At 49.0% G+C, this 25,811-nt stretch carries 26 protein-coding genes, 1 tRNA gene and 1 pseudogene; 13 read left to right on the forward strand and 15 right to left on the reverse strand.

Annotated elements, in window-relative coordinates; genetic code table 11:
- Positions 1-46 precede the first annotated feature (46 nt).
- Positions 47-622, reverse strand: a complete 576-nt coding sequence (locus GOB58_RS01930) for an NUDIX domain-containing protein (protein ID WP_173559168.1) — start codon at positions 620-622, stop codon at positions 47-49.
- Between the two features lie 83 nt (positions 623-705).
- On the opposite strand from GOB58_RS01930, the gene GOB58_RS01935 reads away from it, so the two are divergent.
- The 8 genes from GOB58_RS01935 (at position 706) to rimI (ending at position 6,570) form a co-directional block, all read left to right on the forward strand.
- Complete coding sequence (locus GOB58_RS01935) at positions 706-1,908, forward strand: MFS transporter (RefSeq protein WP_086553741.1); 1,203 nt, start codon at positions 706-708, stop codon at positions 1,906-1,908.
- A gap of 76 nt (positions 1,909-1,984) precedes the next feature.
- The gene (locus tag GOB58_RS01940) at positions 1,985-2,569 is read left to right on the forward strand and encodes an LOG family protein (protein ID WP_173559169.1); all 585 of its coding nucleotides are present in this window, start codon (positions 1,985-1,987) and stop codon (positions 2,567-2,569) included.
- 86 nt (positions 2,570-2,655) lie between these two features.
- A tRNA-Pro gene (locus GOB58_RS01945) sits at positions 2,656-2,732 on the forward strand.
- 123 nt (positions 2,733-2,855) lie between these two features.
- Positions 2,856-4,103 carry a multidrug effflux MFS transporter gene (locus tag GOB58_RS01950; RefSeq protein ID WP_173559170.1) on the forward strand — a complete coding sequence of 416 codons (1,248 nt, stop codon included), beginning with the start codon at positions 2,856-2,858 and terminating at the stop codon, positions 4,101-4,103.
- A gap of 92 nt (positions 4,104-4,195) precedes the next feature.
- The gene (locus GOB58_RS01955) at positions 4,196-4,759 is read left to right on the forward strand and encodes a NifU family protein (RefSeq protein WP_173559171.1); all 564 of its coding nucleotides are present in this window, start codon (positions 4,196-4,198) and stop codon (positions 4,757-4,759) included.
- A gap of 66 nt (positions 4,760-4,825) precedes the next feature.
- Positions 4,826-5,407 carry a malonic semialdehyde reductase gene (locus GOB58_RS01960; protein ID WP_173559172.1) on the forward strand — a complete coding sequence of 194 codons (582 nt, stop codon included), beginning with the start codon at positions 4,826-4,828 and terminating at the stop codon, positions 5,405-5,407.
- The gene (gene tsaB / locus GOB58_RS01965; RefSeq protein WP_242005182.1) at positions 5,404-6,108 is read left to right on the forward strand and encodes a tRNA (adenosine(37)-N6)-threonylcarbamoyltransferase complex dimerization subunit type 1 TsaB; all 705 of its coding nucleotides are present in this window, start codon (positions 5,404-5,406) and stop codon (positions 6,106-6,108) included. The genes GOB58_RS01960 and tsaB overlap by 4 nt, the downstream gene beginning before the upstream one ends.
- 12 nt (positions 6,109-6,120) lie before the next feature.
- On the forward strand, positions 6,121-6,570 hold the full coding sequence (gene rimI, locus GOB58_RS01970) for a ribosomal protein S18-alanine N-acetyltransferase (RefSeq protein WP_173559173.1): 450 nt from the start codon (positions 6,121-6,123) through the stop codon (positions 6,568-6,570).
- Positions 6,571-6,626: 56 nt separating this feature from the next.
- Here rimI and GOB58_RS01975 read toward each other — a convergent pair whose 3' ends face one another.
- From GOB58_RS01975 to GOB58_RS01990, 4 genes are all read right to left on the reverse strand, one after another.
- Positions 6,627-7,067, reverse strand: coding sequence for a hypothetical protein (locus tag GOB58_RS01975; protein ID WP_086553747.1), 441 nt, complete (start codon positions 7,065-7,067; stop codon positions 6,627-6,629).
- A 26-nt stretch (positions 7,068-7,093) separates the two neighbouring features.
- A complete protein-coding gene (locus GOB58_RS01980; protein ID WP_086635644.1) occupies positions 7,094-7,288 on the reverse strand; it encodes a Trm112 family protein in 195 nt (64 codons plus the stop codon).
- Between the two features lie 47 nt (positions 7,289-7,335).
- Entirely contained in the window at positions 7,336-7,959 is a 624-nt protein-coding gene (locus GOB58_RS01985; protein WP_173559270.1) for an LON peptidase substrate-binding domain-containing protein, read from the reverse strand.
- A gap of 72 nt (positions 7,960-8,031) precedes the next feature.
- Complete coding sequence (locus tag GOB58_RS01990) at positions 8,032-8,988, reverse strand: tetratricopeptide repeat protein (RefSeq protein ID WP_173559174.1); 957 nt, start codon at positions 8,986-8,988, stop codon at positions 8,032-8,034.
- Between the two features lie 135 nt (positions 8,989-9,123).
- Between GOB58_RS01990 and uvrA the strand changes: the two genes are divergently transcribed.
- The 4 genes from uvrA (at position 9,124) to GOB58_RS02010 (ending at position 16,314) form a co-directional block, all read left to right on the forward strand.
- Positions 9,124-12,072, forward strand: a complete 2,949-nt coding sequence (gene uvrA, locus GOB58_RS01995) for an excinuclease ABC subunit UvrA (RefSeq protein WP_407651724.1) — start codon at positions 9,124-9,126, stop codon at positions 12,070-12,072.
- A gap of 6 nt (positions 12,073-12,078) precedes the next feature.
- The gene (locus tag GOB58_RS02000; protein WP_173559175.1) at positions 12,079-12,897 is read left to right on the forward strand and encodes a creatininase family protein; all 819 of its coding nucleotides are present in this window, start codon (positions 12,079-12,081) and stop codon (positions 12,895-12,897) included.
- A gap of 111 nt (positions 12,898-13,008) precedes the next feature.
- The gene (locus GOB58_RS02005) at positions 13,009-14,205 is read left to right on the forward strand and encodes a YncE family protein (protein ID WP_173559176.1); all 1,197 of its coding nucleotides are present in this window, start codon (positions 13,009-13,011) and stop codon (positions 14,203-14,205) included.
- A 129-nt stretch (positions 14,206-14,334) separates the two neighbouring features.
- Entirely contained in the window at positions 14,335-16,314 is a 1,980-nt protein-coding gene (locus GOB58_RS02010; RefSeq protein ID WP_173559177.1) for a M61 family metallopeptidase, read from the forward strand.
- Between the two features lie 55 nt (positions 16,315-16,369).
- Here the strand turns inward: GOB58_RS02010 and GOB58_RS02015 are convergent, their stop codons facing one another.
- Positions 16,370-16,708, reverse strand: a complete 339-nt coding sequence (locus GOB58_RS02015) for a hypothetical protein (RefSeq protein ID WP_086553864.1) — start codon at positions 16,706-16,708, stop codon at positions 16,370-16,372.
- A gap of 151 nt (positions 16,709-16,859) precedes the next feature.
- Complete coding sequence (locus tag GOB58_RS02020) at positions 16,860-18,314, reverse strand: catalase (protein ID WP_173559178.1); 1,455 nt, start codon at positions 18,312-18,314, stop codon at positions 16,860-16,862.
- Positions 18,315-18,622: 308 nt separating this feature from the next.
- Between GOB58_RS02020 and GOB58_RS02025 the strand changes: the two genes are divergently transcribed.
- The gene (locus GOB58_RS02025) at positions 18,623-19,534 is read left to right on the forward strand and encodes a DNA/RNA non-specific endonuclease (RefSeq protein ID WP_206752254.1); all 912 of its coding nucleotides are present in this window, start codon (positions 18,623-18,625) and stop codon (positions 19,532-19,534) included.
- Between the two features lie 124 nt (positions 19,535-19,658).
- Here the strand turns inward: GOB58_RS02025 and ubiM are convergent, their stop codons facing one another.
- From ubiM to hisB, 8 genes and pseudogenes are all read right to left on the reverse strand, one after another.
- Entirely contained in the window at positions 19,659-20,861 is a 1,203-nt protein-coding gene (gene ubiM, locus GOB58_RS02030) for a 5-demethoxyubiquinol-8 5-hydroxylase UbiM (RefSeq protein WP_173559180.1), read from the reverse strand.
- 5 nt (positions 20,862-20,866) lie between these two features.
- Positions 20,867-21,463 (reverse strand): nitroreductase family protein, encoded by a 597-nt coding sequence (locus GOB58_RS02035; RefSeq protein WP_173559181.1) that lies wholly within the window; start codon positions 21,461-21,463, stop codon positions 20,867-20,869.
- A 45-nt stretch (positions 21,464-21,508) separates the two neighbouring features.
- Entirely contained in the window at positions 21,509-21,883 is a 375-nt protein-coding gene (locus GOB58_RS02040; RefSeq protein ID WP_173559182.1) for a histidine triad nucleotide-binding protein, read from the reverse strand.
- A 3-nt stretch (positions 21,884-21,886) separates the two neighbouring features.
- Positions 21,887-22,360: a phosphoribosyl-ATP diphosphatase gene (locus GOB58_RS02045; protein ID WP_086635653.1), complete on the reverse strand. Its 474-nt coding sequence runs from the start codon at positions 22,358-22,360 to the stop codon at positions 21,887-21,889.
- Positions 22,357-23,145, reverse strand: coding sequence for an imidazole glycerol phosphate synthase subunit HisF (hisF, locus tag GOB58_RS02050; protein WP_086635654.1), 789 nt, complete (start codon positions 23,143-23,145; stop codon positions 22,357-22,359). Before hisF ends, GOB58_RS02045 begins: the two co-directional genes overlap by 4 nt.
- Positions 23,139-24,460, reverse strand: a pseudogene (gene hisA, locus GOB58_RS02055) (1-(5-phosphoribosyl)-5-[(5-phosphoribosylamino)methylideneamino]imidazole-4-carboxamide isomerase). The gene hisF and the pseudogene hisA overlap by 7 nt, the downstream one beginning before the upstream one ends.
- Positions 24,460-25,122: an imidazole glycerol phosphate synthase subunit HisH gene (gene hisH / locus GOB58_RS02060; protein ID WP_086553762.1), complete on the reverse strand. Its 663-nt coding sequence runs from the start codon at positions 25,120-25,122 to the stop codon at positions 24,460-24,462. The pseudogene hisA and the gene hisH overlap by 1 nt, the downstream one beginning before the upstream one ends.
- A gap of 84 nt (positions 25,123-25,206) precedes the next feature.
- Entirely contained in the window at positions 25,207-25,803 is a 597-nt protein-coding gene (gene hisB, locus GOB58_RS02065; protein WP_086553763.1) for an imidazoleglycerol-phosphate dehydratase HisB, read from the reverse strand.
- Between the last annotated feature and the right edge of the window lie 8 nt (positions 25,804-25,811).

The following is a 25,811-nucleotide window of genomic DNA, read 5'->3' on the forward strand; positions in this document are numbered from 1 at the left end:
ATTTTCTGCACATTTTATTAAAAATAAGTGTGCAGAAAATTTATGTTTAAATAAGTTTTTTTGCTTTGATTAATCCGAAAGCTGCCAGTGTAACCATGCATATGATTTCATTGTTTGATATCATATCTTCAAATTTTTCGAGTGGCAATGTTGTACATAGCATATCCTGCTCGGTTTGCTCTCTTTCAGCCACATCCTGTGTCAGTTCTGTTGCAAGGTAGATATGTCCTTTTTGAGTTGAATATCCCGCTCCCTGATAGACCGGGCCAACATAAAGCATCCTGCCTGCGATAAGACCGGTTTCTTCTTTCAGTTCCCCTGCCGCAAGGTCTTCTGGTTTTGCATCCGGCTGTGTCTCCCACATCCCCATAGGAAATTCCCACAGACGTTCCCTTACAGGATAGCGATACTGGTTAACTAATGTGAGGGTAGGTTTCCCGTCTTTTGTTCTGCCTAACGGGCAGATAACAGCAAATTGACCGCGTTCAACAACACCATACAGACCATCTTTGCCATCAGGGCGTCGTATGATGTCCTCCCGCACGCGTGTCCATGGGTTTTCATAAGCAATGCGTGAGGAGAGAACAGAATATCCTCCCGGATCTGGCAGAGGGGCAGTCATAGTTGTAGTCTCCTCGGGTTTTTTCGTTGTCCGTTCATGTTACCATGTTTCTGAAGAAGAAAAGAAAATTAAAGGTTTCTGTAATGTCGTCCGCTCAGGTAAAATCTTCTTCTGCTTTAAAGAGTATTCTGCCAGTCGTTTTGTTTACGCTGTTTTGTTATATCGTCATTGGTCTGCAAATGGCCGTGACACCGCTGTTTGTGCATGAAAAGCTTGGTTTCAGCTCTGCTATGGCTGGTTTTGCAGTGTCAGTTCAATATCTGGCAACATTTGCAACCCGGGCAGATGCCGGCCGCCGCATTGATAGTGTTGGCCCCAAAAAAGTTGTTTTAACTGGTTTGCTGACAGGGGTGTTATGTGGGCTGCTTATTGCATTGTCCGGCATGCTTGCTACCTGGCCTTATATGTCTCTGACCGCTCTTCTTGCAGGGCGTATTACGCTTGGTTTTGCAGAGAGCTGGGTAGCAACATCTGTCATAGTCTGGAACATCAGGCGCGCCGGTGCTGAAAATACGGCGCAGGTTATTTCCTGGAATGGTGTGTGTTCTTATGGTGGTATTGCCCTGGGTGCTCCTGTAGCGATTTTTTTATATTATCAGCATGCTCTGGGCCTTCTGACCGGTTTTGGAATGGTGGGTATTTTATGTGCGGTTCTGATGGGGACTGGTTTCCCTCTGGCTTTTATGAAGCCTGCAGTCCCTCCGATGACGACACAAAAAAAACAGTCATTTTTCAAAACGCTCTCACAGGTCTGGCCCTACGGGGCTACTCTGGCATCAGGCTCGGTTGGGTTCGGAGCTATTTCAGCACTGCTTACGCTTTATTTTGCCCATCGTAACTGGAGCGGTGCCGCAGTCGGGCTTTCTTTGTTTGGTACTCTTTTTGTTCTCACCCGTTTCGCATTTACCAGGCAAATTGCAAAACATGGCGGCGTAACGGTTGCTCTAGTTTCTCTTTTTGTCGAGGCTCTGGGGTTATCATTTCTGGCCTGGGCACCATCAGCTTTCTGGGCCTGTACTGGTGCAGGCCTCTCAGGCGTTGGCTTTTCTCTGTTGTTCCCGTCACTTGGGGTGGGGGTTGTTAACCGGGTTTCAGAAGAGAGCCGCGGTGCGGCTATCGGTGCTTTTTCGGTATTTCTTGATATTGCTATTGCTGTTTCAGGCCCGCTCCTTGGGTTTATTATTCCGCTTTGGGGATATGGAGTTTTGTTTTATCTGACGGCTGTTTGCTGTCTTGCAGGTGTTGGTATGTGTGTTGCTTTAAATGCACAGGCAAAACGATCATAATGCTGGCCTTTTATTGGTGAGCATGAGAGCATAGGCAGGAATAAAGTAAAGAACAAACCGAGAGGAATATTGTATCATGGCTGGTTCTGTTAGATCTGTTGCTGTATTTTGCGGGTCTCGTATGGGCAATAGCCCATTGTACCGCACTGTTGCAGAGCAGGCAGGTCAGATACTTGCAAAAAATGGTGTGAAGCTGGTTTATGGCGGAGGGTCTAATGGCCTCATGGGGGTCGTAGCAGATTCCACCCTTAAAGCCGGAGGGACTGTAACGGGCATTATTCCGCATTTTCTGCACTCGCGTGAAAATATGCATGAAGGTGTGACGGATCTGATCGTTGTTGATTCAATGCATGAACGCAAACAGATTATGTTTGATACAGCAGATGCATACTGGATACTGCCTGGTGGTTTTGGTACTTTTGATGAGACTATGGAAATTCTGACATGGAAACAGCTTCAGAGGCACGCAAAGCCTATTTTACTGGTTAATGCTGACGGCTGGGGTGATGCTCTGATTGCTATGCTTGATGCATCCGTTAAGCAGGGTTTTGCTGAGTCTACGGCCCGGGCAAAAATTGAGGTCGTACCAGATGTAGAGGCCGCTTTTGCCCGTAGCATCTCAGAAACCCGGCAGTATGCCATATCAGTCGAACAGTTCTGACAGGAGATTTTATTACCTTTTCAGCTTTAGGCTATACGGCACTTGCTAAAATAATTCTGACGTTTTATAGGCGCAGGTGTAAGTGTCGGAGTATAGCTCAGCCTGGTAGAGCACTGTGTTCGGGACGCAGGGGCCGGAGGTTCGAATCCTCTTACTCCGACCAATAAATTTCCGGTTAGTGATAAAAAAGATGCGGTCATTTTGTTGTTCTGACAAAGAATGACAGATAAAGCAGCATAGCACGGCAGGGAAACAGCCTTGTCGCTCTTTTGCCTGAGTTTACGATATGACATCTTCGCACCCCACAACCTCTTTGTCTTCTGGCAACAGCCTGACACTCTGGCGTATCGTCCTTCTGGGGTTGATTACAGGGATTGGCCCGCTGGCAACTGATATGTATCTGCCTGCCTTTCCGCAGGTTGAGCATGATCTGGTGGGGGGTGGTCCTGGTTCTGCTCAGTTTACGCTGGCTGCCTGGTTTATGGGGCTTGCTCTGGGGCAGTTTTCTCAGGGGCCTTTATCAGACAGGTTTGGGCGTCGCGCACCGTTGATTACAGGCCTGGCTGTGTTTTCTGTTGCATCAGCTGGTTGTGCCGTGGTGCAAAATTATCATCTTTTTTGCCTGCTTCGGTTTATTGGCGCCATAGGCGGCTCGGCTTCGGCTGTTATTCCCCGTGCTATTGTTAGAGATGTCGCAACCGGTAAAGCCGGGGCCAGACTGATGTCTCAGCTGACGCTGGTTTTTGGTGTGATGCCTGTTCTGGCTCCCAGTCTGGGAAGCATCATTCTCAAATTCGGCGACTGGCGGTGGATTTTCTGGACAGGCTGTCTTTATGGTCTTGTTGGCATTGCAGGCATTGTAAGCAGTCTTCCCGACACCCTTGATGAGAGTAAAAGAACTTCTCTCTCTCCGCTGCGTATTGCCGGTCGTTATCTTACTATTCTGCAGGAGCCGGTGTTTCGTTATAATGCCCTCATAGCGACCTTCTCTACCTTTGTTATGTTCTCTTATCTGAGCAGCGCGCCGGTGTTGTTCGAGCAGGTTCTGCATTTTTCTGCCTCACAGTTTGGTCTTTTTTTTGGGGTGAATGCCGCCGCGTTTATCCTCGGTACGCAGATCAATGGTCGTCTTGTGCATAAGTTCACTATGTCTTTTCTGCTCCAGACTGCTCTTGCCTGGGCGGTGGTCTCGGGGGCTGTATTTACCGTGCTGGCTTTAACAGGGTTTGCTGGTGAGCATCATGCTCTGCTGACCTGTGCTTTAATTACGAGCATTACCGGTGCTCTGGGCTTCATTGGCCCTAATGCAACAGTGATGTCATTTTACCATCATGGGCAGCATGCAGGCAGTGCTTCTGCCATGCTCGGCACCTTGCAGTTTGGTATTGGCTCGATGAGTAGCGTTCTGGTTGCGATGGTGCCCGGAGGGGGGGCTATTCCTACCGCCATCGGGATGATGACGGGTATTGTGGCTATGGGGCTGGCAGATCTGATGCGGCGCAGATTTGCCCGTGCGGGTCATATTTCAGAGTAATAGTTTTTTAACAGGACTTGTCCAGTTCGCATTGTGGCACCAACTGAGGTAAGATCTTATCATACCGACAAAGAACATCAGGATCACAAACCATGTTTATTGAAACCGCTGACACGCCGAACCCATCCACACTGAAATTTTTGCCCGGCCGCTCTGTTATGGGAGATGCCGGTACTATCGATTTCATTGATGCCGATGGGGTTGCCGGTCGCTCTCCTCTGGCGGATGTTCTGTTTGCTATTCCTGGTGTGTCGCGTGTTTTTCTGGGGCACGACTTTGTTTCTGTGACAAAAGCTGATGATGCTGACTGGTCAGAGGTACGCTCTGTTGTGCTGACTACTCTGGCAGATCATCTGGTGGCAGGTCTGCCGGTTGTAACCGAAGGTGCAGGCGTTACCGAAGATAAGATCGCCCCGGAAGACGAGGAAATTGTGAAGCAGATTAAAGAGCTGCTCGACACACGTGTACGTCCTGCCGTTGCGGGTGATGGCGGCGATATCGTTTTTCGTGGCTACCGTGAAGGTGTTGTAAGGCTGACAATGCAGGGTGCATGTTCAGGCTGTCCTTCTTCACGGGCAACGCTTAAACATGGGGTTGAGAACATGCTGCGCCACTATGTGCCAGAGGTTGTTTCTGTTGAACAGGTTGAAGACTAACCTGTTCAACCGTTTAAAAACGGGCACAGCACGGTATGTGCGCGGCAGCGGGTAAGGTGATATATTATGCTGGATAGCAGTGCACAGGATCTACTTTTTCAGAACGCAAGGACACCGCGTCGCTGGACAACCCGCCCTGTGGAGGCTGAAACCCTGCGCCGCCTTTATGATATGGTGTGCCTTGGTCCTACTTCGGGGAACTGTTGCCCTGCCCGTTTTATTTTTATTACCGGCTCAGAAGGGCGTGAAAAGCTCCGCCCGGCTTTATCTGCCGGTAATATTAACCGTGTCATGGGGGCCCCTGTTATTGCCATTGTCGCGCATGACCCTCTGTTTTTTGAACAACTCCCTTACCTCGCCCCGGGTGAGGAGCTTCGGTCCTGGTTTGCCACCGATGTAGGCCTTTCTGAAGAGACAGCCTTTCGTAATGGTACGCTTCAGGGGGGATATATGATTATGGCGGCCCGTGCACTGGGGCTTGATGTTTTGCCAGTATCTGGTTTTGACGAAACAACAGTGGAAGAGGCTTTTCTGGCCGAAACAGGCTGGCGTGCGAATTTTTTGCTGTGTCTGGGCTATGGTGACACAGATGGCTTAGCTGCACGGGCCCCGCGTTTATCTTTTGAAGAGGCCTGTCGTTTACTATGACTGATATGCGCCGCATCCTTGTTCTTGATGGCAGTGCTGCGGGAGAGTCAGCATATGGTCTGGCCGCGTGTGTTGAGCATAAAGCAGGGCGATACACTCTTCTTTCCTGCAGCAAAGTAGCTGGTAAGCAGGCTGCTGAGGGTATTGCCGGCCTTGCACACCATGCTCTTGATGATGCCGGATGGAGCAAAGAGGCTGAAACGGCTCCTCATTGTGTTGCCGTTGTCGTGGGCCCGGGTTCTTTCACAGGCTTACGGGCATCCTGCGCGGTGGCTGCTGGTTATGCTCTGGGGCTGGGTGTACCTGTTACGGGTGTTACGCGTGGAGAAGCTCTTCGTCCTTCTCTGGAGCAGACTATTCGTGAACATAGTGAGCAACCATTGCAGGGGTGGCTACTGGTTACAGCAGCTCGTAAAGGTCGTGTTTTTATTGAAACTACGGAGGGTGTTCAGGCCGTATCCCTCGCTGACTGGATCCCTCCGTCGGGAGTGTGGCTGGTCGCCGGTGATGCGGTGAGCCTTTTACCTGCCATGCCGGAGGGAGAAGTCAGCACACTGGCTATGCCCGATGCTGAGCAGATTGCTCAGGTGGCTCTGGCGAGACTGAACGGTTATCTGCCCCCGCGGGATGCACTGCCTGTCTATGTTGATCCGCCAGAAGCAAAACGTCCTGCCGGTGGACTAAGATCGGCTCCGGTCTGAGTATAAAATAATATGACTTCTGATATTATGCAGGCTGAACCATGCCATGCCGGGGTTCTTGCAGCTCTTCATGCACATAGTTTTTCAGAAGCAGACCGCTGGGATGAAGCGGCTTTCTCTGAACTTTTTACCTTGTCTGGTGTGCTAACAGGGATTGCGTTGCACCAGGATCAGCCTGCTGGTTTTATTATGGTGCGCAGTGTTGCGGGAGAAGCTGAAATTCTTACCGTGTGTGTTGACCCGGCGTACAGGCGGCAGGGTATTGCCCGTAAGCTTTTACAATGGGCAGAGCAGACTGTGTATGACAATGGTGCTGAACGCTTCTTTCTGGAAGTGTCAAAAGCGAACGAAAGCGCACAGGCCTTATATTTCTCAGAGGGGTTTGCTGAGGTCGGGGTCAGAAAACGCTATTATCCCGATGGCTCTGACGCGCTTCTGCTGTGCCGTCAGTGGGCGTATTAACTTTGCGTGTGAAGACATACACAGGGTTATGAGAATTAATCTGCTGTGTTTAAAAATTACTGCGCCTGTGGAGCAGATGGCGTGGCAGAGGTTTTTTGCTTAGGAGCATTGCCATAAACTGGCTCCTCCTGAGGAATAACCATATGGCCATCGCCCGTTGTAAGCGGACCAGAGGACGCATTCCCCGGCGCAATAGCTTCATAAGGCTGACTGGATGAAGTTTTGTATTTTTCAGGATGAAGGGCTTCAGCCTGTTCCTGGCGTGCAACATCTTCTCTCGCCCGGCGCGCTTCAGCCTCTGAGGCTTCAGGGAGAAAGCGACCTGGCCGCTCAGGCGGAATATCGATATTCTCTCCCTCAATTTCCTGATGGCAGCCTGTTAGCCATGGCGAGACCAGGAGAATCCCCAAAAGAAGGCTGACAGAAGGTTTTCTGACACAAAAATTCACCGGGCGTGCGTGACCTTGCTGCTGCGACATCAGAGAGAGAAAAGGCACAACGTATAATCCGTTGTCAGAGGGAATTAGTCTTTAAGCCGGCGGGCCTCATCTGGCAGCATAACAGGGATACCATCGCGCACAGGGAAGGCCAGACCAGCTTTTTCGCTGATGAGCTCATTTGTAAGCGAATCATAGATCAGAGGAGACTTTGTCACCGGGCAGACCAGGAGAGAGAGCAGACGCTGGTCAGGGGCGACGTGGTTATGAGGCTCAGACATCAGGAGAGGCTCCTTTAAAGAAACATCAGAAAAGAGGACTCTTATTGTCAGAGTCCGGTCAGGTCGAGCAGCCTGTGTAGCAGATTAATACGCTCACTCAGAGTAGCTGCGTCAAGCAATGCCTGTTTTTCTGTCGGAGGGAAAGGACAGATCATAGGTAAGGTAATGAGAAGAATGTCATCTTCCATCTGTTCAATGGCTGACCAGCGGACATTAATATTTTTTTTTGATAAATAGTAACGCAGCGCAGTGAGCAGTTTTTTACGATCAAACGGGGCTGATGACACCTCACTCAGGTCTCCGGCAAAGCCGGAGGCATCGATACGGGCACACCGGTAATTCCGGTGCGGTTGTGTTTCCCGCAGGGTTCTGAAGCGTATAATACCACGCAATGTGATGACAAAGGTATTATCAGGCTTTTCAGCAAATGAGATAATCCGCCCGACGCAACCGGTCTTATAAAGTGGTATCGTGGCCTGCCCGGTCAGTTGTTCAGAAGTGTGTATGTCGGGCTGAATAATGCCAATTAGCCGATGTGATGCCAGGGCATCTTCAACCAGGGCGATATAGCGTGGTTCGAAAACATTCAGTGGTAGTTTTCCATGCGGCAGCAGCACGATACCAGACAGAGGAAAAAGGCCGATTTCAGCAGGGATATCAGCCAGTGTCATGTCTGAAATCTGCGGCACCCGCCGCAGAAGGTCAGTATTAGCAGGAAGAGAGGGGGGCACTTGTCAAAATACTTATGAAAAAAGGAAGGATGAAAGTTTACGACGCGATGTTAGTGTTACCGGGTCAGTATGCCCCCAGGCTTCAAAAAAGCGCAAAAGCTGTTGTTTAGCAGCACCATCGTTCCAGGTATTATCGGTTTTGATAATGTAAAGCAGCTGCTCTGCAGCTTCTTCGCGTTTACCTGCGACGTTTAAAGCGGTTGCCAGTTCGCAGCGTGCTTCAAAATCATCAGAGTTAGCTGCCAGGCGAGCGTGAATCTCCTCGCTTTGTTCTGCGGCTTTACGTCCTTCTTTTTTCAGTTCGAGAGCGGCTCTGGCACCTTCAATATCCGGGTGTTTTGCAATGGCTTCGGGCACATCTTCCAGTGCGGCAAGGGCAGACTCTTCATCATCCAGTGCGAGCAGTGCACGAATAAGGCCGCTCCAGGCTTTCGCATTTTCCAGCTCTTCGCCGATTACAGTCGAATACAGGCCAGCTGCTTCCTCGGGCTTGCCAGCTTCAAGAGCGGTATCAGCTTCGCTCATCAGCTCTGTCGTGGGAAGAGGGCCACCGCCAGTGTTTTTAACGACATTCTCGATGAATTTTTTGATCTCGCTTTCTGAGGGCGCACCCTGGAACATATCAAGAATCTGACCTTTCCAGAAGACGGCCACCATTGGGATAGACTGCAAAGGCAGGCCAGCCTGTGCAAGCTGTGCGGCAAGAGACTGGTTCGCTTCAACGTCAATTTTAACCAGTCTGACGCGTCCTTTGGCCGATGTTACAACGCGCTCGAGAACCGGTGCCAGCTTTTTACAGATATTGCACCACTCAGCCCAGAAATCGACCAGGACAGGAACCGTTTTACTGGCCTCAATCACATCTTTCATGAAGGTGGCCTGTGAGCCCTCAGAAATAACAGGGGTATTGTCTGAATATGGGGCCCCTGCTGGTTTACCTTGGAGTGACTGGCCGATAATCTGATTCATAAAGTCGTTATCCTTGTTTTATCGCAGGGAGCCTCTCAGGTTTTCCCTGTAGTCTGGTTGGTGTGTGCCATTTCCTGTTGCTTTAGATGGTCTATCATGTGTCTGGGTGCAATGGGATATTCAAAGAGTTATTGTGTGTGTAGCGTAGCAGATCACCTTGCCGTCATGGTGCCGTGGTTGCGGGTCAGTGAAAAAGCGGGAGCCGTTGTGAAAAAGCCGACAAAAAAAACTCTTACATCTGAAAAGCCGGTTATTCGTGTACGGGGTGCACGGGTGCATAACCTCAAAAATGTGGATATAGACATTCCCCGTGATTGTCTGACCGTAATGACGGGCGTGTCTGGCTCGGGTAAGTCATCCCTGGCATTTGATACGATCTATGCCGAGGGGCAGCGTCGTTATGTTGAAAGCCTCTCAGCTTATGCCCGTCAGTTTCTGGAGCTGATGGGTAAGCCGGATGTGGACTCGATTGAAGGCCTCTCCCCTGCTATTTCGATCGAACAAAAAACAACGTCTAAAAACCCGCGTTCTACCGTTGGTACGGTGACAGAGGTTTATGACTATATGCGTCTGTTATGGGCGCGTGCAGGTGTACCTTATTCTCCGGCTACCGGGCTGCCGATTGAAGCGCAGACAGTCAGCCAGATGGTTGATCGCATAATGGCCCAGCCTGAAGGTGCACGTTATCTCCTGCTGGCCCCGGTTATTCGTGACCGTAAGGGGGAATATCGTAAAGAGCTGCTTGAGTTGCAGCGTAAGGGCTTCACCCGCGTTAAAGTGGATGGTGCGCTGTATGACATTGCTGATGTACCAGCTCTGAACCGCAAGCTGCGTCATACTGTTGAGGTGGTTGTTGATCGTATTGTCGTGCGTGAAGGGCTGGAAACGCGTCTGGCTGACAGTCTTGAAACGGCTCTGGGTTTGTCAGACGGTATTGTTTATGCGGAAGAGGCATTAAAAGACAGTGACGTAACACCTGAGCGTCTGGTTTTTTCTTCGCGGTTTTCGTGCCCGGAGAGTGGTTTTACACTCGAAGAAATTGAGCCGCGTCTGTTTTCGTTTAATGCTCCCCAGGGGGCATGCCCTGCCTGCGATGGTTTGGGAACAGAGACATTTTTTAACCCGGTTCTGGTTGTGCCTAATACGGCTCTTTCTTTACAAAAAGGAGCTGTTGCACCATGGCGTGATTCGAAAACGCCTTTGTTTGATCAGACGCTCGAAAGCCTTGCCCGGCATTTTGATATTAAAATGGATACGCCCTGGAAAGATCTGCCTGAAACAGCACAGGATGGTATTCTTAACGGGGTAAGTGAAGATGTAACCTTCACATATCATGATGAGAAAAAAAGCTATACTGTTACAAAACCTTTTGAAGGTGTTTTGCATAGTCTGGCACGCAGGCTTATGAATACAGACAGCGCCTGGGTTCGTGAGGAACTTTCACGTTATCAGTCTGAAAAAGCCTGTCATGTTTGTGATGGTGCACGTCTTAAACCTGAAGCCTTATGTGTCAGGGTTGCAGAAAAAACCATTGCAGAAGCATGTCTTTTTCCAATTAATAAAGCTCTTTCCTGGTTTGATACAGTTTTGCCTGCACTTACGCCGCAGCGTGCAGAAATTGCCCGGCGTATTTTACGTGAAATTCTTGACCGTCTGAAATTTCTTGATGATGTTGGCCTGGATTATCTTACACTGGCCCGCAGCTCCGCTACTTTATCAGGGGGAGAAAGTCAGCGTATCAGGCTGGCTAGCCAGATTGGTTCAGGGCTGACAGGTGTGCTGTATGTACTTGATGAGCCATCGATCGGGTTACATCAGCGCGATAATGAGCGTCTTCTTGGTACGCTTGAGCGTTTGAAAAAACTTGGCAATACACTGATTGTTGTTGAGCATGACGAAGATGCTATTCGTAGTGCTGACTGGCTGGTTGATATGGGGCCAGGAGCGGGTGTGCATGGTGGTACAGTAATAGCGGCAGGTACGCCTGAGCAGGTTGCAAAAGTGCCGGAAAGCATTACCGGTGCATATCTTTCGGGTCGTAAAAAAATTCCTGTACCACAGAAGAGACGTAAGGCTGACAAAAAAAGAATTTTAAAAATTGAAGGTGCTACAGGTAATAACCTTAAAAATGTGACAGCACGTTTTCCACTGGGGACGTTTGTTTGTGTTACTGGTGTTTCAGGCAGTGGTAAATCAACACTGGTTATTGATACGCTTTATAAAACATTATCCCGTGAGCTTATGGGGTCATCAACATCTCCCGAGCCCTGTAAAGCGATTACAGGCACTGATAAAATTGATAAAATCATTGATATTGATCAGTCTCCTATCGGGCGTACACCACGTTCAAACCCGGCAACTTATACAGACTTGTTTGCACCAATACGTGACTGGTTTGCCGAACTGCCTGAAAGTAAAGCCCGGGGCTATAAGCCCGGACGCTTTTCTTTTAATGTGAAAGGCGGACGGTGTGAGGCCTGTCAGGGTGACGGTGTACTTAAAATTGAAATGCACTTTCTGCCTGATGTGTTTGTAACATGCGATACCTGTAAAGGTGCACGCTATAACCGTGAAACACTTGATATTAAGTTTCGTGGTAAATCTATTGCTGATGTACTGGCTATGAGTGTTGATGAGGCACTGGAGTATTTTTCTGCTCAGCCTCGTATAAAAGACAGACTGGTGATTTTACAAAAAGTTGGCCTTGGCTATATGACGTTAGGGCAGCAGGCTACAACTCTTTCAGGTGGTGAGGCGCAACGCGTAAAACTATCAAAAGAGCTGGCTCGTCGTGCAACAGGTCGTACATTATATATTCTTGATGAGCCAACGACAGGCTTACATACTGAAGATGTTGGTAAGTTACTTGAGGTTTTGCATGTTCTGGTTGATCAGGGCAATACAGTTGTTGTCATTGAGCATAATCTTGAAGTGATAAAAACTGCTGACTGGATCGTTGATGTTGGTCCAGAGGGAGGAGATGGTGGTGGTCAGATTATTGCCGAAGGTACCCCTGAGGAAATCGTCGCCTGTAAGAAAAGCTATACAGGAAAATTCCTGAAACCACTTCTTGATAATAAGTGAAAAATAATGAAAATATTAAAAGCTGTTACATTATTTTCAGTTGTTCTTAGTGGATTTATTTCTGATACCAGTTATGGGCAAACCAGTCAGAGTGATAGTGTACAGTTTGAAAAACTGACATGGACAGAGATAGATAATAAAATTCACTCCGGAACAACGACTATTATTATCCCTGTTGGAGCAACTGAGCAGAGTGGTCCTTATCTGGCTGTTGGCAAACATAATACACGGGTTAAATTGCTGGCAGATGAGATTGCTCAAAAGCTTGGTCGTACGCTTGTTGCACCAGTCGTTTCTTATGTCCCTGAAGGTAGCACGACGCCGCGATCTTCACATATGCGCTTTCCAGGAACGATAACAGTACCTAATGATGTTTTCGAAAAAATGATGATATCTGCGGCTGAAAGTTTTCGGGTGCAGGGGTTTAAACTGGTTGTGTTTCTGGGAGATCACGGTGGTTATAATTCTGTCCTTGAAAAAACTGTAAAAACATTAAATAAATCATGGCATGATAAAAATGCCAGAGCATTTTTTGATGTGGGATATTATACCGCCGTCACACATGATTATGCACACTGGCTGGCGCAGCATGGCTATGCGAAAGAAGTTGGCATGCATGCTGATATCAGCGATACATCTCTTCTTATGGCAGCAGACCCGTCAATGGTGCGGCAGCAGGCTTTGCGGCAGTCAGGTCAGCCTCTGACCAGTCAGGGGATTTATGGTGGTGACCCCAGGCGTGCTTCTGCTGCACTGGGCAAAGTTGGCCTTGAAATGCAGGTTAATGCTGCAGTGCATGATATCAGGTCGTTGCAGCAGGAGTAATATGCTGCTTATCGTGGCAATGGACGATATCAGGCCATTATGGTAAAAATGGAGAAATGCCTGTTTTTTGTATTGTGACAGGCATCATTCAAATAATAGGCATATAAAACTATGGTATTTAAACGACATCTGACAGCGGCAACTGCTGTTTTTGTCATGCTTGGTACAGGTTATGACCTTGTGTCTGCGCAGACGGTTTCATCAGCTTCACAACAGGGTGGAGTGCCTGCGGTTCAGACTATTCCTGGCATGCCGGCTGTTACCGATGCTTCTAATTTATATAGTGAAACAGGTGTGGGGCATATTGCGCCGCAGATCGCAGCTGATCCTGAACGGGTTTATGTGCCCAATCTGCGTTCAAACAGTGTTTCTGTTATTGACCAGCATACGAACAAAGTTGTTGAGACGATTAAGGTCGGTAAAAGTCCACAGCATGTTGTACCTTCGTGGGACCTTAAGACCCTGTGGGTGACGAATAATGCTGAGGGCACATTTGACGGCAGTCTGACCCCGATTGATGCGCAGACTGGTAAAGCTGGTGCGGCTGTTGCTGTTGATGACCCTTATAATATGTATTTCACACCAGATGGTAAGTCTGCCATTGTTGTTGCCGAGGCACGTAAACGCCTTGATTTTCGTGACCCGCATACAATGGAACTGCAGCAGTCTGTGCAGACCCCTGACTGTAAGGGGGTGAACCATGCTGATTTTTCAATTGATGGTCGCTATGCCATTTTCACCTGTGAGTTTGGCGGACATCTGGTGAAAGTTGATACAGTTAATAAAAAAGTATTAGGATATCTGAAGCTTTCAGGTGGTGGTATGCCACAGGATATTCTGATTTCACCTGACGGCAAGACATTTTATATTGCTGATATGATGGCCGATGGTGTGTTCCTCGTTGACGGGGATAGATTCCGCGAGATCGGATTTATTCATACTGGTGTTGGCACACACGGGCTTTACCCCAGCCGTGATGGAACAAAAATGTATGTTGCCAATCGTGGTTCGCATAAAATTCATGGTAACCCTCATAGTAAAGCAGGGGGTGTGACGGTTATTGATTTTGCGACGAATAAAATTGTTAATAACTGGCCTATTCCTGGTGGCGGCAGCCCTGATATGGGTAATGTCAGCGCAGATGGTAAATATCTCTGGCTCTCTGGTCGTTTTGATGATGTCGTATATAAAATTGATACAGAAACCGGAGATATGCAGAAAATTCCTGTTGGCAAAGAGCCTCATGGTCTGACGGTATGGCCTCAGCCTGGTCGTTATTCAATCGGGCATACAGGTTTGCTCCGGTAGTTTTATAAGTTCAGAGCAATACAGGCGCTGTTATGCTTAAAGCTAAGGTCAGCTATTAAATTTTTGTATTGCTCTGGAATTATCTGATATTTTTGTCTTTATAGAGACAAATCTAATAGGAAATATCAGATGAAACTATACCATCGGGCAGCCTTGCTCTGCTCTGTTTTTTTAGGACTGGATTTGTGTGCAGTAGCTGCACAGGCACAAACAGCTGCGCCACAGCAGGTGCCCGTCCCCTCCCCTCTCCCTCAGCCTCAAGATATCCCCTACCCAGGCAAAATGCAGATCAGCGTTGACGCGACTGATTTAAGCCGTCGTATCATGAGTATAAAAGAAGTTGTTACTCTCCCGCCTGAACTGTCTCAAAAAGGTGGTGATTTTATTCTGCTTTACCCTATGTGGCTGCCAGGTGATCACTCTCCTTCCGGCACGATTGACCAGGTGGGTGGATTAGAAGTGCGCTCTGGTAAAGAGGTTCTGCCGTGGCATCGTGATACAGTTGAAGTAAGTGCTTTTCATATTACAGTTCCTGCCGGTACGCGTGAACTGAATGTGTCATATCAGCTTCTTTCACCGGTCTCTCCTGATGAGGGACGCGTTGTGATGACGGATGTGATGGAAAACATACAATGGTCAGCTGTTTCCCTTTATCCTGCTGGTTATTATACACGGCAAATACCGGTTGTATCCCAGGTTATTCTTCCTGAAGGCTGGCAATATGGTACGGCTTTGCGTGCTGATGGCCCGCAAAAAGGTAATACAGTTACCTTTAAATCAGTTATGTTTAACACGCTGGTGGACTCCCCCATTTTTGCAGGGAAATACTTCCGTAAGTTTGACCTGACACAAGGTGACCAGGTGCCTGTCACACTTAATGTGATGGCTGATAAACCGCAATATCTGAACGCCACTCATGACCAGATTGCTCGTCATAAAGAGCTGGTCAGACAGGCAACGCTGCTGTTCCGTTCTCATCATTATAAGCATTATGACTTTTTGCTTGCTCTGACCGAGCATCTGGGACGCATTGGTCTGGAACATCATGAATCCAGTGAGAATAGTGGTCCGCTGGGTTACTTTACAAAATGGGATGAAACTGCTGCAGCACGTGATCTTCTGGCGCATGAATTTACTCATTCATGGAATGGTAAATATCGTCGTCCGGCTGACTTGTGGGCTGCAAACTTTAACACGCCACAGCGTGGAAGCGGGTTGTGGGTTTATGAAGGGCAGACTCAATACTGGGGTTATGTTCTGGCTGCCCGTTCAGGTCTTATGACTGTGCCTCAGACAGAAGAAGCTATAGCTGATGTTGCGGCAACCTACAGTGCTCAGGCAGGTCGTAAATGGCGCCCGCTTATTGATACGACGAATGACCCGATTATTGCGCAGCGTGCACCTTTGTCATGGAGGAACTGGCAACGTAGTGAGGATTATTATTCAGAAGGGCAGCTGATATGGCTTGATGTCGATACACTGATCCGCAAGCTGTCTCATGGTGAAAAATCGCTCAATAATTTTGCCGGAGATTTCTTTGGTACGAATAACGGGCGGGTTATGCCCAGCACATACTGGATCAGTGAAGTTTCCAGCACGCTGAATAGTGTACAGCCTTATGACTGGACAGCTTTTCTGCATCAGCGGGTTGATCAGATTAATCCAATGGCGCCTCTTGATGGTTTAACACGTACAGGTGCTAAATTAGCTTTTTCAGATAAGCCAACTGATTTTATTAAATCTGATTCTTTATTGCGACATACAACAGATTTCAGGTTTTCTCTTGGTTTTCAGGTTAATAAAAAAGGTATCCTGACGAATGTGCTGTGGGATGGTCCGGCCTGGAATGCAGGTATAACCCGTGATCAGCAGATTATCGCTGTTAATAACGAAGCCTATAGTGAAGATGTGCTTAAAGAAGCCATTACAGAAGCTAAAGGTAAAAATAGTCAGCCAGTTGTACTGCTACTGCGTGACAGCGATAATTTTCACACAGTTTCATTACCGTATCATGACGGGCTGCGTTACCCTTATCTTTCCGGAAACCTCACTGAAATTAAAGAAATTCTCTCACCTCTTGAACCTGAAAAATCAGATATAAAACAGTAAGAGTGTAGTATGTGTTATCCGCCCTGCATAAGCAGGGCGGATGGTGTGTGGTATATTAGTGTAAAGACTCATTTGCTGCTGGTGCATCAGGTGCCATTTTTCCAGGTGATGTTGAGTGTTCGACATCATAGGCTGTAGCTTTTTGTGCATAAGTTCCTTTTGCACCAGGGTGCTCTTTGTCATAAGCAGCAGCTTTTTCTTTTTCTTCTTTACGAAATTCATGTCGCTTGTACATGCCGGTTACACATCCGCCGGTAGCACCAAGAACACCGTGACCAACCATGTGTCCACCAACGGCACCAGCAGTGCCATATTTCAGGCAACCGCCAGGCTCTGCATAAGAGACAGAGCTGGTTGCCAGAGCAAGAGTTGCTGTCGCAGCCAGAAATTTCATATGACGTTTCATCATTTCCAATCCTTATCTCAATGACCAATAAATCATGAATATCATGACTTTATGGTCGTATTATGCCGTTTCTTTTAAAAAAGAAAATGACTGGAAATATGAAAAAACCGGAGAGATATGATCTCTCCGGCTGTAGTTTTTACTTGCTGGTAAATTTGTTTTTGATGCGCTGACCAATATCTTTATCGATATTTGACCAGTATTCAAAAACTCTTGAGAGAACAGGTTCCTCAACGCCATTTGACAGATGTCCGACCACATTGCTGACCAGACGGTCTCTCGCGGCATCGTCCATGACTTTTGTTACAAGCGCACGTGCCTGAGAGTAATCATCATCATCCGGGCGCAGGGTATAAGCTGAGCGCACAAATTCGCCATCTGCACTCCATACAGCATTTTCAGGGAACCTTACCCCGTCTGCCACCGGCCCGCCTTTCGAGTTAGGGGTGTAAACCGGGTCATGAGCATTATTGATGCGCATAGCCCCCCCTTTGTTGTAGCCATGAACAGGGCATTTCGGTGCATTGACGGGAATTTGTTTATAGTTGCCCCCCAGTCGCGCACGGTGAGCATCAGCATAAGCAAATGATCGGCCCAGCAACATCTTATCAGGTGAAAGACCTGTACCAGGTACAAAGTTATTTGGCTCAAAAGCAGCCTGTTCGATTTCAGCAAAGAAATCAGCCGGGTTACGATCAAGCACAAGCTTGCCAACTTCAATCAGGGGGTATTCGCCCTGAGGCCATACTTTTGTCAGATCAAACGGATTGATGTGATATTTTTTTGCATCATCATAGGGCATGATTTGCATTTTGAGCGTCCAGCCTGGATACTCTTTACGTTTGATGGCCTGGTACAGGTCACGACGGTGATAATCTGCATCTGAGCCAGCAAGGCTGTCTGCCTGCTCCTGTGTCAGGCATTTAATACCCTGATCCGTTTTGAAGTGATATTTGACCCAGAAGCGCTCTCCCTTTGCATTGACCCACATATAAGTATGGCTGGAGAAACCATCCATGTGGCGCCACGATGCGGGAATGCCCCTGTCACCCATGAGCCAGGCAACCTGATGAGCTGTTTCGGGATTCAGTGTCCAGAAATCCCACTGCATGTCGTTGTCTCTCAGACCATTATCGACACGTCTTTTTTGTGAATGAATAAAGTGCTGAAATTTGATCGGGTCACGAATGAAAAATATGGGGGTATTGTTACCCACCATATCGAAATTGCCTTCTTCTGTATAAAATCTGACAGAAAAGCCCCGTGGGTCACGCCAGGTGTCCGGGCTGCCACCCTCACCCGCAACTGTTGAAAAGCGGGCTACAACTTCTGTTTTTGTACCCTTTTGTAAAAATTTTGCTGATGTATAGCGGCTGACATCGTGAGTGACGGTAAAGTGACCAAATGCCCCGCCTCCTTTTGCATGTGGCTGGCGGTCAGGGATCATCTCGCGGTTAAATGCAGCCATTTGCTCGATCAGAACATGATCCTGCAACAGAATAGGACCATCATTTCCGACAGAAAGAGAAAACTGGTCGTTGGAAACGGGAATGCCTGAATCAGTAGTATGAATTTTATCTGAGTGCTTACTCATAAAAAACACCTTATTTAATATGTGTTGTTTCAGAACATATGAAGCGTAGGTTTGTTTTTTTTTGAGATCAAGAAAAACATAAAAAGTAAATTTTATTTGTTATTATTTCGTGAAAATATTTTTTGATATATGTCATTTTTTAAATATCCAGAGACATAATGTGTGATTACTTACATGGCCCGGCTGAAAGTGCGGGCATGGGTTTAGTTGGCAAGAAAATACAACCACATGTATAGGTAAGAAAATGACATAGAACGAAAGTCAGGCATCACACTGATGCTGACTATGATTGCCTTAAGGTAAGTTAGATGAGAGTTATGATGCGGACAGGCGGAATTTTCCTGTCCGGTGTTGTGTTCCTGTGGGGTATGTCGACACAGGCTTTTGCAACCGAGGGTTGCCGTGCATTGTTTTATAAAGGGCTTGTTCCGGCTGTTAGTGGTGCACTCAGTCATGGGCAGCTCCTGTGTAATAAAGCTTATGCAACACTGAATTCACCCATGACACGAGGTCCTGTCTGGTCAGCGGAGTGGCTGGTTGAAGAAAACCTTGAGCAGGCTTCCAGAACAAAGCGTGAAGGCTCTTTTTATCCTGATACCCGGGTGCCATATGGCCAGAGGGGAGAATTATCTGACTGGGAGAAAAGTGGCTGGGACAGAGGGCACCTTGCACCATCCGGTGACTTTGCAGGTATTGCAGCTCAGCAGGAATCTTTTGCCCTTTCTAACATCGTGCCACAGGCGTCGGCTTTAAACAGAGGGGCCTGGGCAGGTATAGAAAGTGTTGTCAGAGGGCTGACATATCAGGATGGTGAACTTTATGTTGTGACAGGTGTTCTGTTTCCGCAAACAGGGCAGAAACGAACCGGGCGTGATGGCGTGATGGTTCCTTCTGCATTATGGAAAGCTGTGTTTGACCCGGTGGCGGATGGAGCGGCTGTATATTTATGCTTAAACAGCAATACACCGCAGTGCCGGCTCATCTCTTTGTCTCAGTTACAACAAAGAGCCGGGATTGATGTTTTCCCCTCTCTGCCAGAATCTGTTAAAACTCATATTATGGCTATGCCTGCAACAGGTACTAATGCTTATGCCCGGCGGGTACGTAACAAACAATCTGAAAAACCAGGATTCAACTGGAACAGCCGTGAAACACGCTGGGTTTTGCGTCAGCTAAGGCGGGCGTTAAAACAGTCCCTGCAATCTTATGGACGTGGGTGATATAAACTTTAAAAATTAAATATGGATTGTCAGTCTGGAATAAGAAGGCTGGCAGATTTTTACCGGGTTAAGCTAAGGCCATAGTCACATTATAACCCGGTAAAATTTAGATATTTATTTTCATTTACGTATATTTTTTATTTTCTGCATGACGATCCATCAGCAGGGATGTAACGGCTCTTTTAAAAGGAGGGAAAGAGTCCGCAAGCTTAATGCCGGTTTCACGAATTTTTTTGAATGGCGCTCCATCGTGGGTGTAGAGAGAGGCGAGGCCATTTGTACCAGCAAACAGAAAAGCCGTTGCCAGTCTGTGCTTTTTTTCAAAACGTCTTAAACCCGCAGCGGCTCCGGCATCAGCTGAGAGTGACAGGTTCCATGCGACGGCATCTGCAAGTGTCTCCTGCCCTTTCAGGCCGAGGTTAAAACCATGAGCAGTGATAGGGTGCATACCTACTGAAGCATCACCCACCAGTGCCAGGCGGCGTGAGGCAAAACGATGGGCATAAACCCCTTTAAGCGGGTAGACATGCTGTGTGCTGACCAGGCGCATCGTACCAAGTCTGTTTCCAAGTCGTTGCATAACAGCAGCATTAAAGTCATCACGTGGCAGAGCCAGAAGCTGACGCATTTGCTCTTCAGGTAATGTCAGAACAAGTGATGATGCACTTCCGTTAACAGGCAGGAGTGCTACGGTCTGGCCTTCATCAAACCATTGTGTTGCAATGTTATGGTGCGGTGAGGTGTGAAACATATGACACACCATCATCACACGTTTAAAGTCGTGCACAATGGCACCTATGCCGCAGCGTTCGCGTGTTTCAGAAAAACGACCATCTGCTCCGACAACAAGCTGAGCTTTTATCTCTCCGCCTGTGTGCGAAATAGCAGCGTGGTCAGCACCCTGATTAATGGCCGTTACGGCCGCGCCTGGCATCAGTGTAATCTCTGGTCGCCGGGCAGCTACAGTATAGAGGGCGCGTTTGATCTCATGGTTAGAAACAAGCCAGCCCAGAGCATCGACACCTCGTCCGTTGGTCGTGAAGGTAAGCGGGTGACGAAATTTACCGGTTTCAACCCGTGCCTCACGAAGCGGGCAGATAGCTGTTTCAGGAATAAGGTTCCAGGCATTTAGTTTTTTAAGAATATTGACGGAGTGGTGTGTCAGAGCAATCTCCCGGCCGTCAAAAGCCGGATCTTCCCATGCGCTGAGAGGTGCCCGTTCGAGCACAACACTTTTCAGGCCAATATCAGCTAACGATAAAGCTGTTGCCAGCCCGACAGGTCCACCACCTGTTATGACAACATCAGTTTGTATGCTGTCTGACATAATGATTACTCCTTACTGTCAGCAGTAAAAATCACAGGGCTGCCAAGCCAGCGTGCGGTGAACTGCTCAGGGTCAGGGCGACGGGGTAAGGGGGTGTTCTGCCCGGCTGGTGTGCCGACAAAAAGAAAACCTGCCAGTTTATGGGGGGCTTCAAAACCGATCTCGGCTGCGAGAACGGGATCCTCCGTGATATCACCAGAGACCCACACGCCGCCAAAGCCTGTTGCTGAAAGTGCATTGAGGATGTTCATAGCCCCCGCAGCGACAGTCATTTCCTGCTCCCATAAAGGAATTTTATTATCAGGCCGTAAATGCATACCCAGAGCAATGATCATGGGCATATTTGAAAAACGATCGCGACGTTTGTCAATTTTTGCCTGAGGAGCATGAGCATCAAGACGGAGCATGCTGGCTACTATACGCTCTGCAGCAAGCGGGCGGGCTTCGCCTTCAATGATAACATAACGCCACGGTCTGAGTTTGCCATGGTCTGGTGCGCGCATAGCTGTCGCCAGAATGTCTGAAAGTTCTGACGCAGATGGTGCAGGTGCAGTAAGGGAGTCCTGAGATGCACGGTTAAGGAGCATTTCCATTGGCGTCATGTTATTATGGTCCTTCTGATCAGTAAGGCGAAAACTTTATGCCGATTAGCCAGGGAAAGCAGGGAGAGCTTTGCCACCCATCAGATGCAGATGAAAATGCGGGACTTCCTGTCCGGCATTATGGCCTGCGTTGGTTATGACCCTGTAGCCACCCTCTTCAAGGTCAAGGCTGGCTGCAATGTGCCCTGTTGCCTGCATTATGGCAGCGATTTCTTCAGCGGATGCTGTTTTGCTGAAATCAATAAAAGAGACATAAGGTTTTTTAGGAATTATCAGCACGTGCACCGGCGCTTTTGGGCTGATGTCATGAAAGGCGAACACATAGTCATTTTCAAAGACTTTATTGCAGGGAATTTCGCCTCGTAAAATTCTGGCAAAAATATTGCCAGGCTCATAAGTTCCGGTGCCGCTGACAGACATTATTTATCCTTTTTTAGAAAGGTTTTTTTTAGGACGTGATGCTTTTTCTGCAATGCCGCTGATTCCTTCCCGGCGATGCAGTTCTGCCCAAATGTCGTTAAGCTGCACGCCGCTGTCTACCAGCATGACGATAAGATGGTAGAGTACGTCAGCACTCTCACTAATCAGTTCATCTTTACGACCGGCTACTGCTTCGATCAGGCACTCAACAGCTTCCTCGCCAAATTTCTGCGCGATTTTGCTGGTCCCGCGAGACAGCAGGCGGGCAGAGTGACTAAGTGAAGGGTCTGTCCCTTTCCGGCTTTCGACGAGTGTAAACAGACGTTCAAGAATATGCACGTCTGCCAGCTGTTCAGCCGTGACCGTGGGCACAGCTTTTGGCTTCGCAGTCACCTTTTTCTTCGCAGGTGATGTCGCTGCTGCTTTTTTGTCCTGTTGTGTGACAGGAGGCGTTTTTGTGCTGACTTTCTTAATCATATCGATTGGCTTGCCTGAAATGGAGCGGGAGAAGGTCTGACCGGCAGACCGGCTGCAGCCAGTGCCGTTTTAACCTGAGAAATGCTGAACTGCCCAAAATGAAATACGCTGGCAGCGAGCAGACCTGTTGCCCCGGCGTGTGCGCCTTCGGCAAAATGTTCAAGCTCGCCAACGCCACCTGAGGCAATAACCGGCAGACGAACTGCCTGAGTAACAGAGCGCAGTAAGGACAGGTCGAAACCTGAACGGGTGCCGTCTCTGTCCATTGATGTGAGCAGAATTTCGCCTGCACCACGTTCTTCAACTTCGCGTACCCAGTCGGTTACATCGCGTCCTGTCGGCGTGCGTCCTCCATGGGTATACACCTCCCACTTCCCCGGTGCAGACTGCCTGGCATCAACGGCAACAACTGTGCACTGACTACCGAACTTATTGGCGGCTTCGTTAATCAGCTCAGGGCGTGAGACCGCCGCTGAGTTCATAGCGCATTTATCAGCACCGGCCAGCAGAAGGCGACGCATATCATCTGTTGTGCGGACCCCTCCGCCCACAGTCAGAGGTAAAAAAATGCGTCTTGCTGTGCGGGTCACGACATCAAGGATAGTATCACGGTTTTCATTGCTGGCCGTAATATCGAGGAAGGTCAGCTCATCGGCACCGGCGGCATCGTAAACAACAGCCTGCTCAACCGGGTCCCCTGCATCACGCAGAGAGACAAAGTTAACCCCCTTAACAACCCGGCCATTTTTAACATCAAGGCAGGGAATAACGCGCAGCTTCAGCATGACCCAAGTACCCTAAGTGCTTCCTGCGGTGACACTCTGCCGTCATACAGGGCCCGGCCAACAATCACCCCTTCTATACCAGGAGCCTGTGCTGCGGCTTCGCGTAAGGCGGCAAGATGCCCGACTGACCCAACACCACCGCTGGCAATAACCGGAATGCTCACAGTGTTTGCCAGCTCGACGGTTTGTTCCAGATCAAGGCCTTCGAGCATACCATCACGGCTGATTTCCGTAAAGATAATGGCACTTGTACCGGCATCCTGCATTCGCAGGGCCAGGTCACGGGCCTGCATTTCTGATACTTCAGCCCAACCCTCGGTTGCAACAAAGCCTGAGCGTGCATCAATGCCGGCTACAATCTGACCAGGAAAGAGACGACAGGCTTCGCGTACCAGTTCAGGGTTTTTGACTGCGACTGAGCCCAGAATGACGCGGGTAATGCCGGCTTCAAGCCATGAGGCTATAGCCTGAATGTCACGCAGGCCTCCTCCCAGCTGCATCGGTACTGTCGTATTTTCAAGAATGGCGCGCACGGCAGGGGTGTTAACTGATTTGCCGCTGAAGGCACCGTTCAGGTCAACAGCATGCAGCCATTTAAATCCGGCATCACACCATGCACGGGCCTGCGCAGCCGGGTCATCAGAATAAACGGTTGCATCATCCATCTCACCCCGACGTAGCCGAACGCAGGCACCGTCTTTCAGGTCAATGGCCGGATACAGAGTGAGAGGACGAAGAGCGGTATCAGTCTGAGGCATTGGTGTTATTTCTGCTGCTGGAGAGGGAGGGAGGTCAGGTCGAGTCTTTTTGAAAAGAATAACCCGCGAACCGGGCACTCATCGACCTGCGCATAATGAGGGTGTGTGCCCCAGTGCTCAAAACCTGCACGGATAAAGAGCTGTATGGCGGCTCGCTGCGTTTCGGGTACATCAGCATTGATGACGCGATAACCCATGCTGCGTGCTGCCTGCTCAACGGCACTTAGCAACTGCAGGCCAAGTCCCTGCCTTCGGGCATAAGGGGCAACAAACAGACTTTTCAGAGCAACACACATAGCCTGTGCTTCGTTATTGCGAGGCTCGCGAACAAGCTGGGCAGAGCCTACAATAACCTCTTTATGGCGTACGCCAAAAAGCATGCGTTCAGGTACGAGCAGAAGCCCCTGAAAATAGCGCTCGAGCACCTGTGCGCCCTGAGGGCGTACCCAGCCAAGCCCTCCGCCATCAATTGTTGTGGCGTTAACGGCTTCGCATAGTGCCTGCAGGTCGTCGTCTTCAAACTCCAGGATCCGACTGACTGTTTTCTTTTTTGACATCAGGCCCACCGGGGTGACTCAGGCTGCCAGGACAGAAAATTTGCTATAATACGCAGGCCGACAGTCTGACTTTTTTCAACATGAAACTGAGTGCCTGCCATATTTTTGTGACAGACTATAGCCGGCACAGCACCACCATACTCCGTTGTAGCCAGAAGTGTATCGGCAGATGTGTTGCGCAGGGCGTAGGAGTGCACAAAATATCCGTGCGGGTCATTGCCCAGATGTTCAGTTAACGGGTGTGGGCGAGTGAAGGAGAGAGAGTTCCACCCCATCTGGGGAAGACGCAGGCCTGGTGCATCAAGAGGAGCGACTTCACCTTTGATCCATCCAAAGCCGGGGGTTATGCCATGCTCAAGCCCCTGCTCGGCCATGAGCTGCATGCCAACACAGATGCCCAGAAACGGTGTTCCTTCACTTACAGCTTTAAGCAGGGCCTGTTTCAGGCCTGGTTGTGCAGCAAGCCCCCGGGCGCAGTCGGCAAAGGCTCCCTGACCTGGCAGAATAATACGATCAGCTTTGAGAACCGCGTCGGGGTTGCTGGTAATCTCAACAGAAGCAGTAAGACCTGAAAGCTCTGCTGCCCGCTCTGCTGCGCGGGCAGCAGAAGCCAGATTGCCGCCGTCATAATCAATTACGGCAACGGAGAGAGAGTTGGGCATATGACCTCGTACGTTCTCGGCCTGCAGAGGGCCAGCGGAGAAAAAGCTCCGGGATGGAGGGAGCCTGGGGGAATTGCAGACGCTTTACAGCTTTCCCTTGGTTGAGGGGATTGCATCCTGAGCGCGCGGGTCCGCTTCTACCGCCATGCGGAGTGCCCTTGCCAGTGCTTTAAAGCCGGCTTCAGCAATATGGTGGCAGTTTTTCCCGGCTTTTTGTGTGAGATGCAATGTTAGCAGGCCAGACATTGCGAATGCACGAAAAAATTCTTCGACCAGTTCTGTATCCATTTCGCCAATGCGGTCACGGTCAAAGGTTGCGTCAAAAGCGAGGAAGGGGCGACCGGACAGATCAACAACCGCTTCACACAGGGCTTCATCAAGCGGTACAAGAGCGTGACCAAACCGGCGAACACCGCGTTTGTCACCCAGGGCCTGTCTGAGGGTCTGCCCTATGGCAATGCCGGTGTCTTCAACGGTATGGTGTCCGTCAATATGCAGGTCTCCCTGCACTTTAACTGACAGATCAATCAGGCTGTGTTTTGAAAGCGCTGTCAGCATATGGTCAAAAAAACCAATGCCTGTGTCAATATTCGCTTTACCTGATCCGTCGAGATCCAGGGTCACCGTAATATCTGTCTCGCTGGTTGCGCGATGGGTTGTGGCCTGACGTTCTGTCTTCATAATGGTGT

Source organism: Acetobacter thailandicus (genome assembly GCF_011516655.1).
Lineage (GTDB): Bacteria > Pseudomonadota > Alphaproteobacteria > Acetobacterales > Acetobacteraceae > Acetobacter > Acetobacter thailandicus.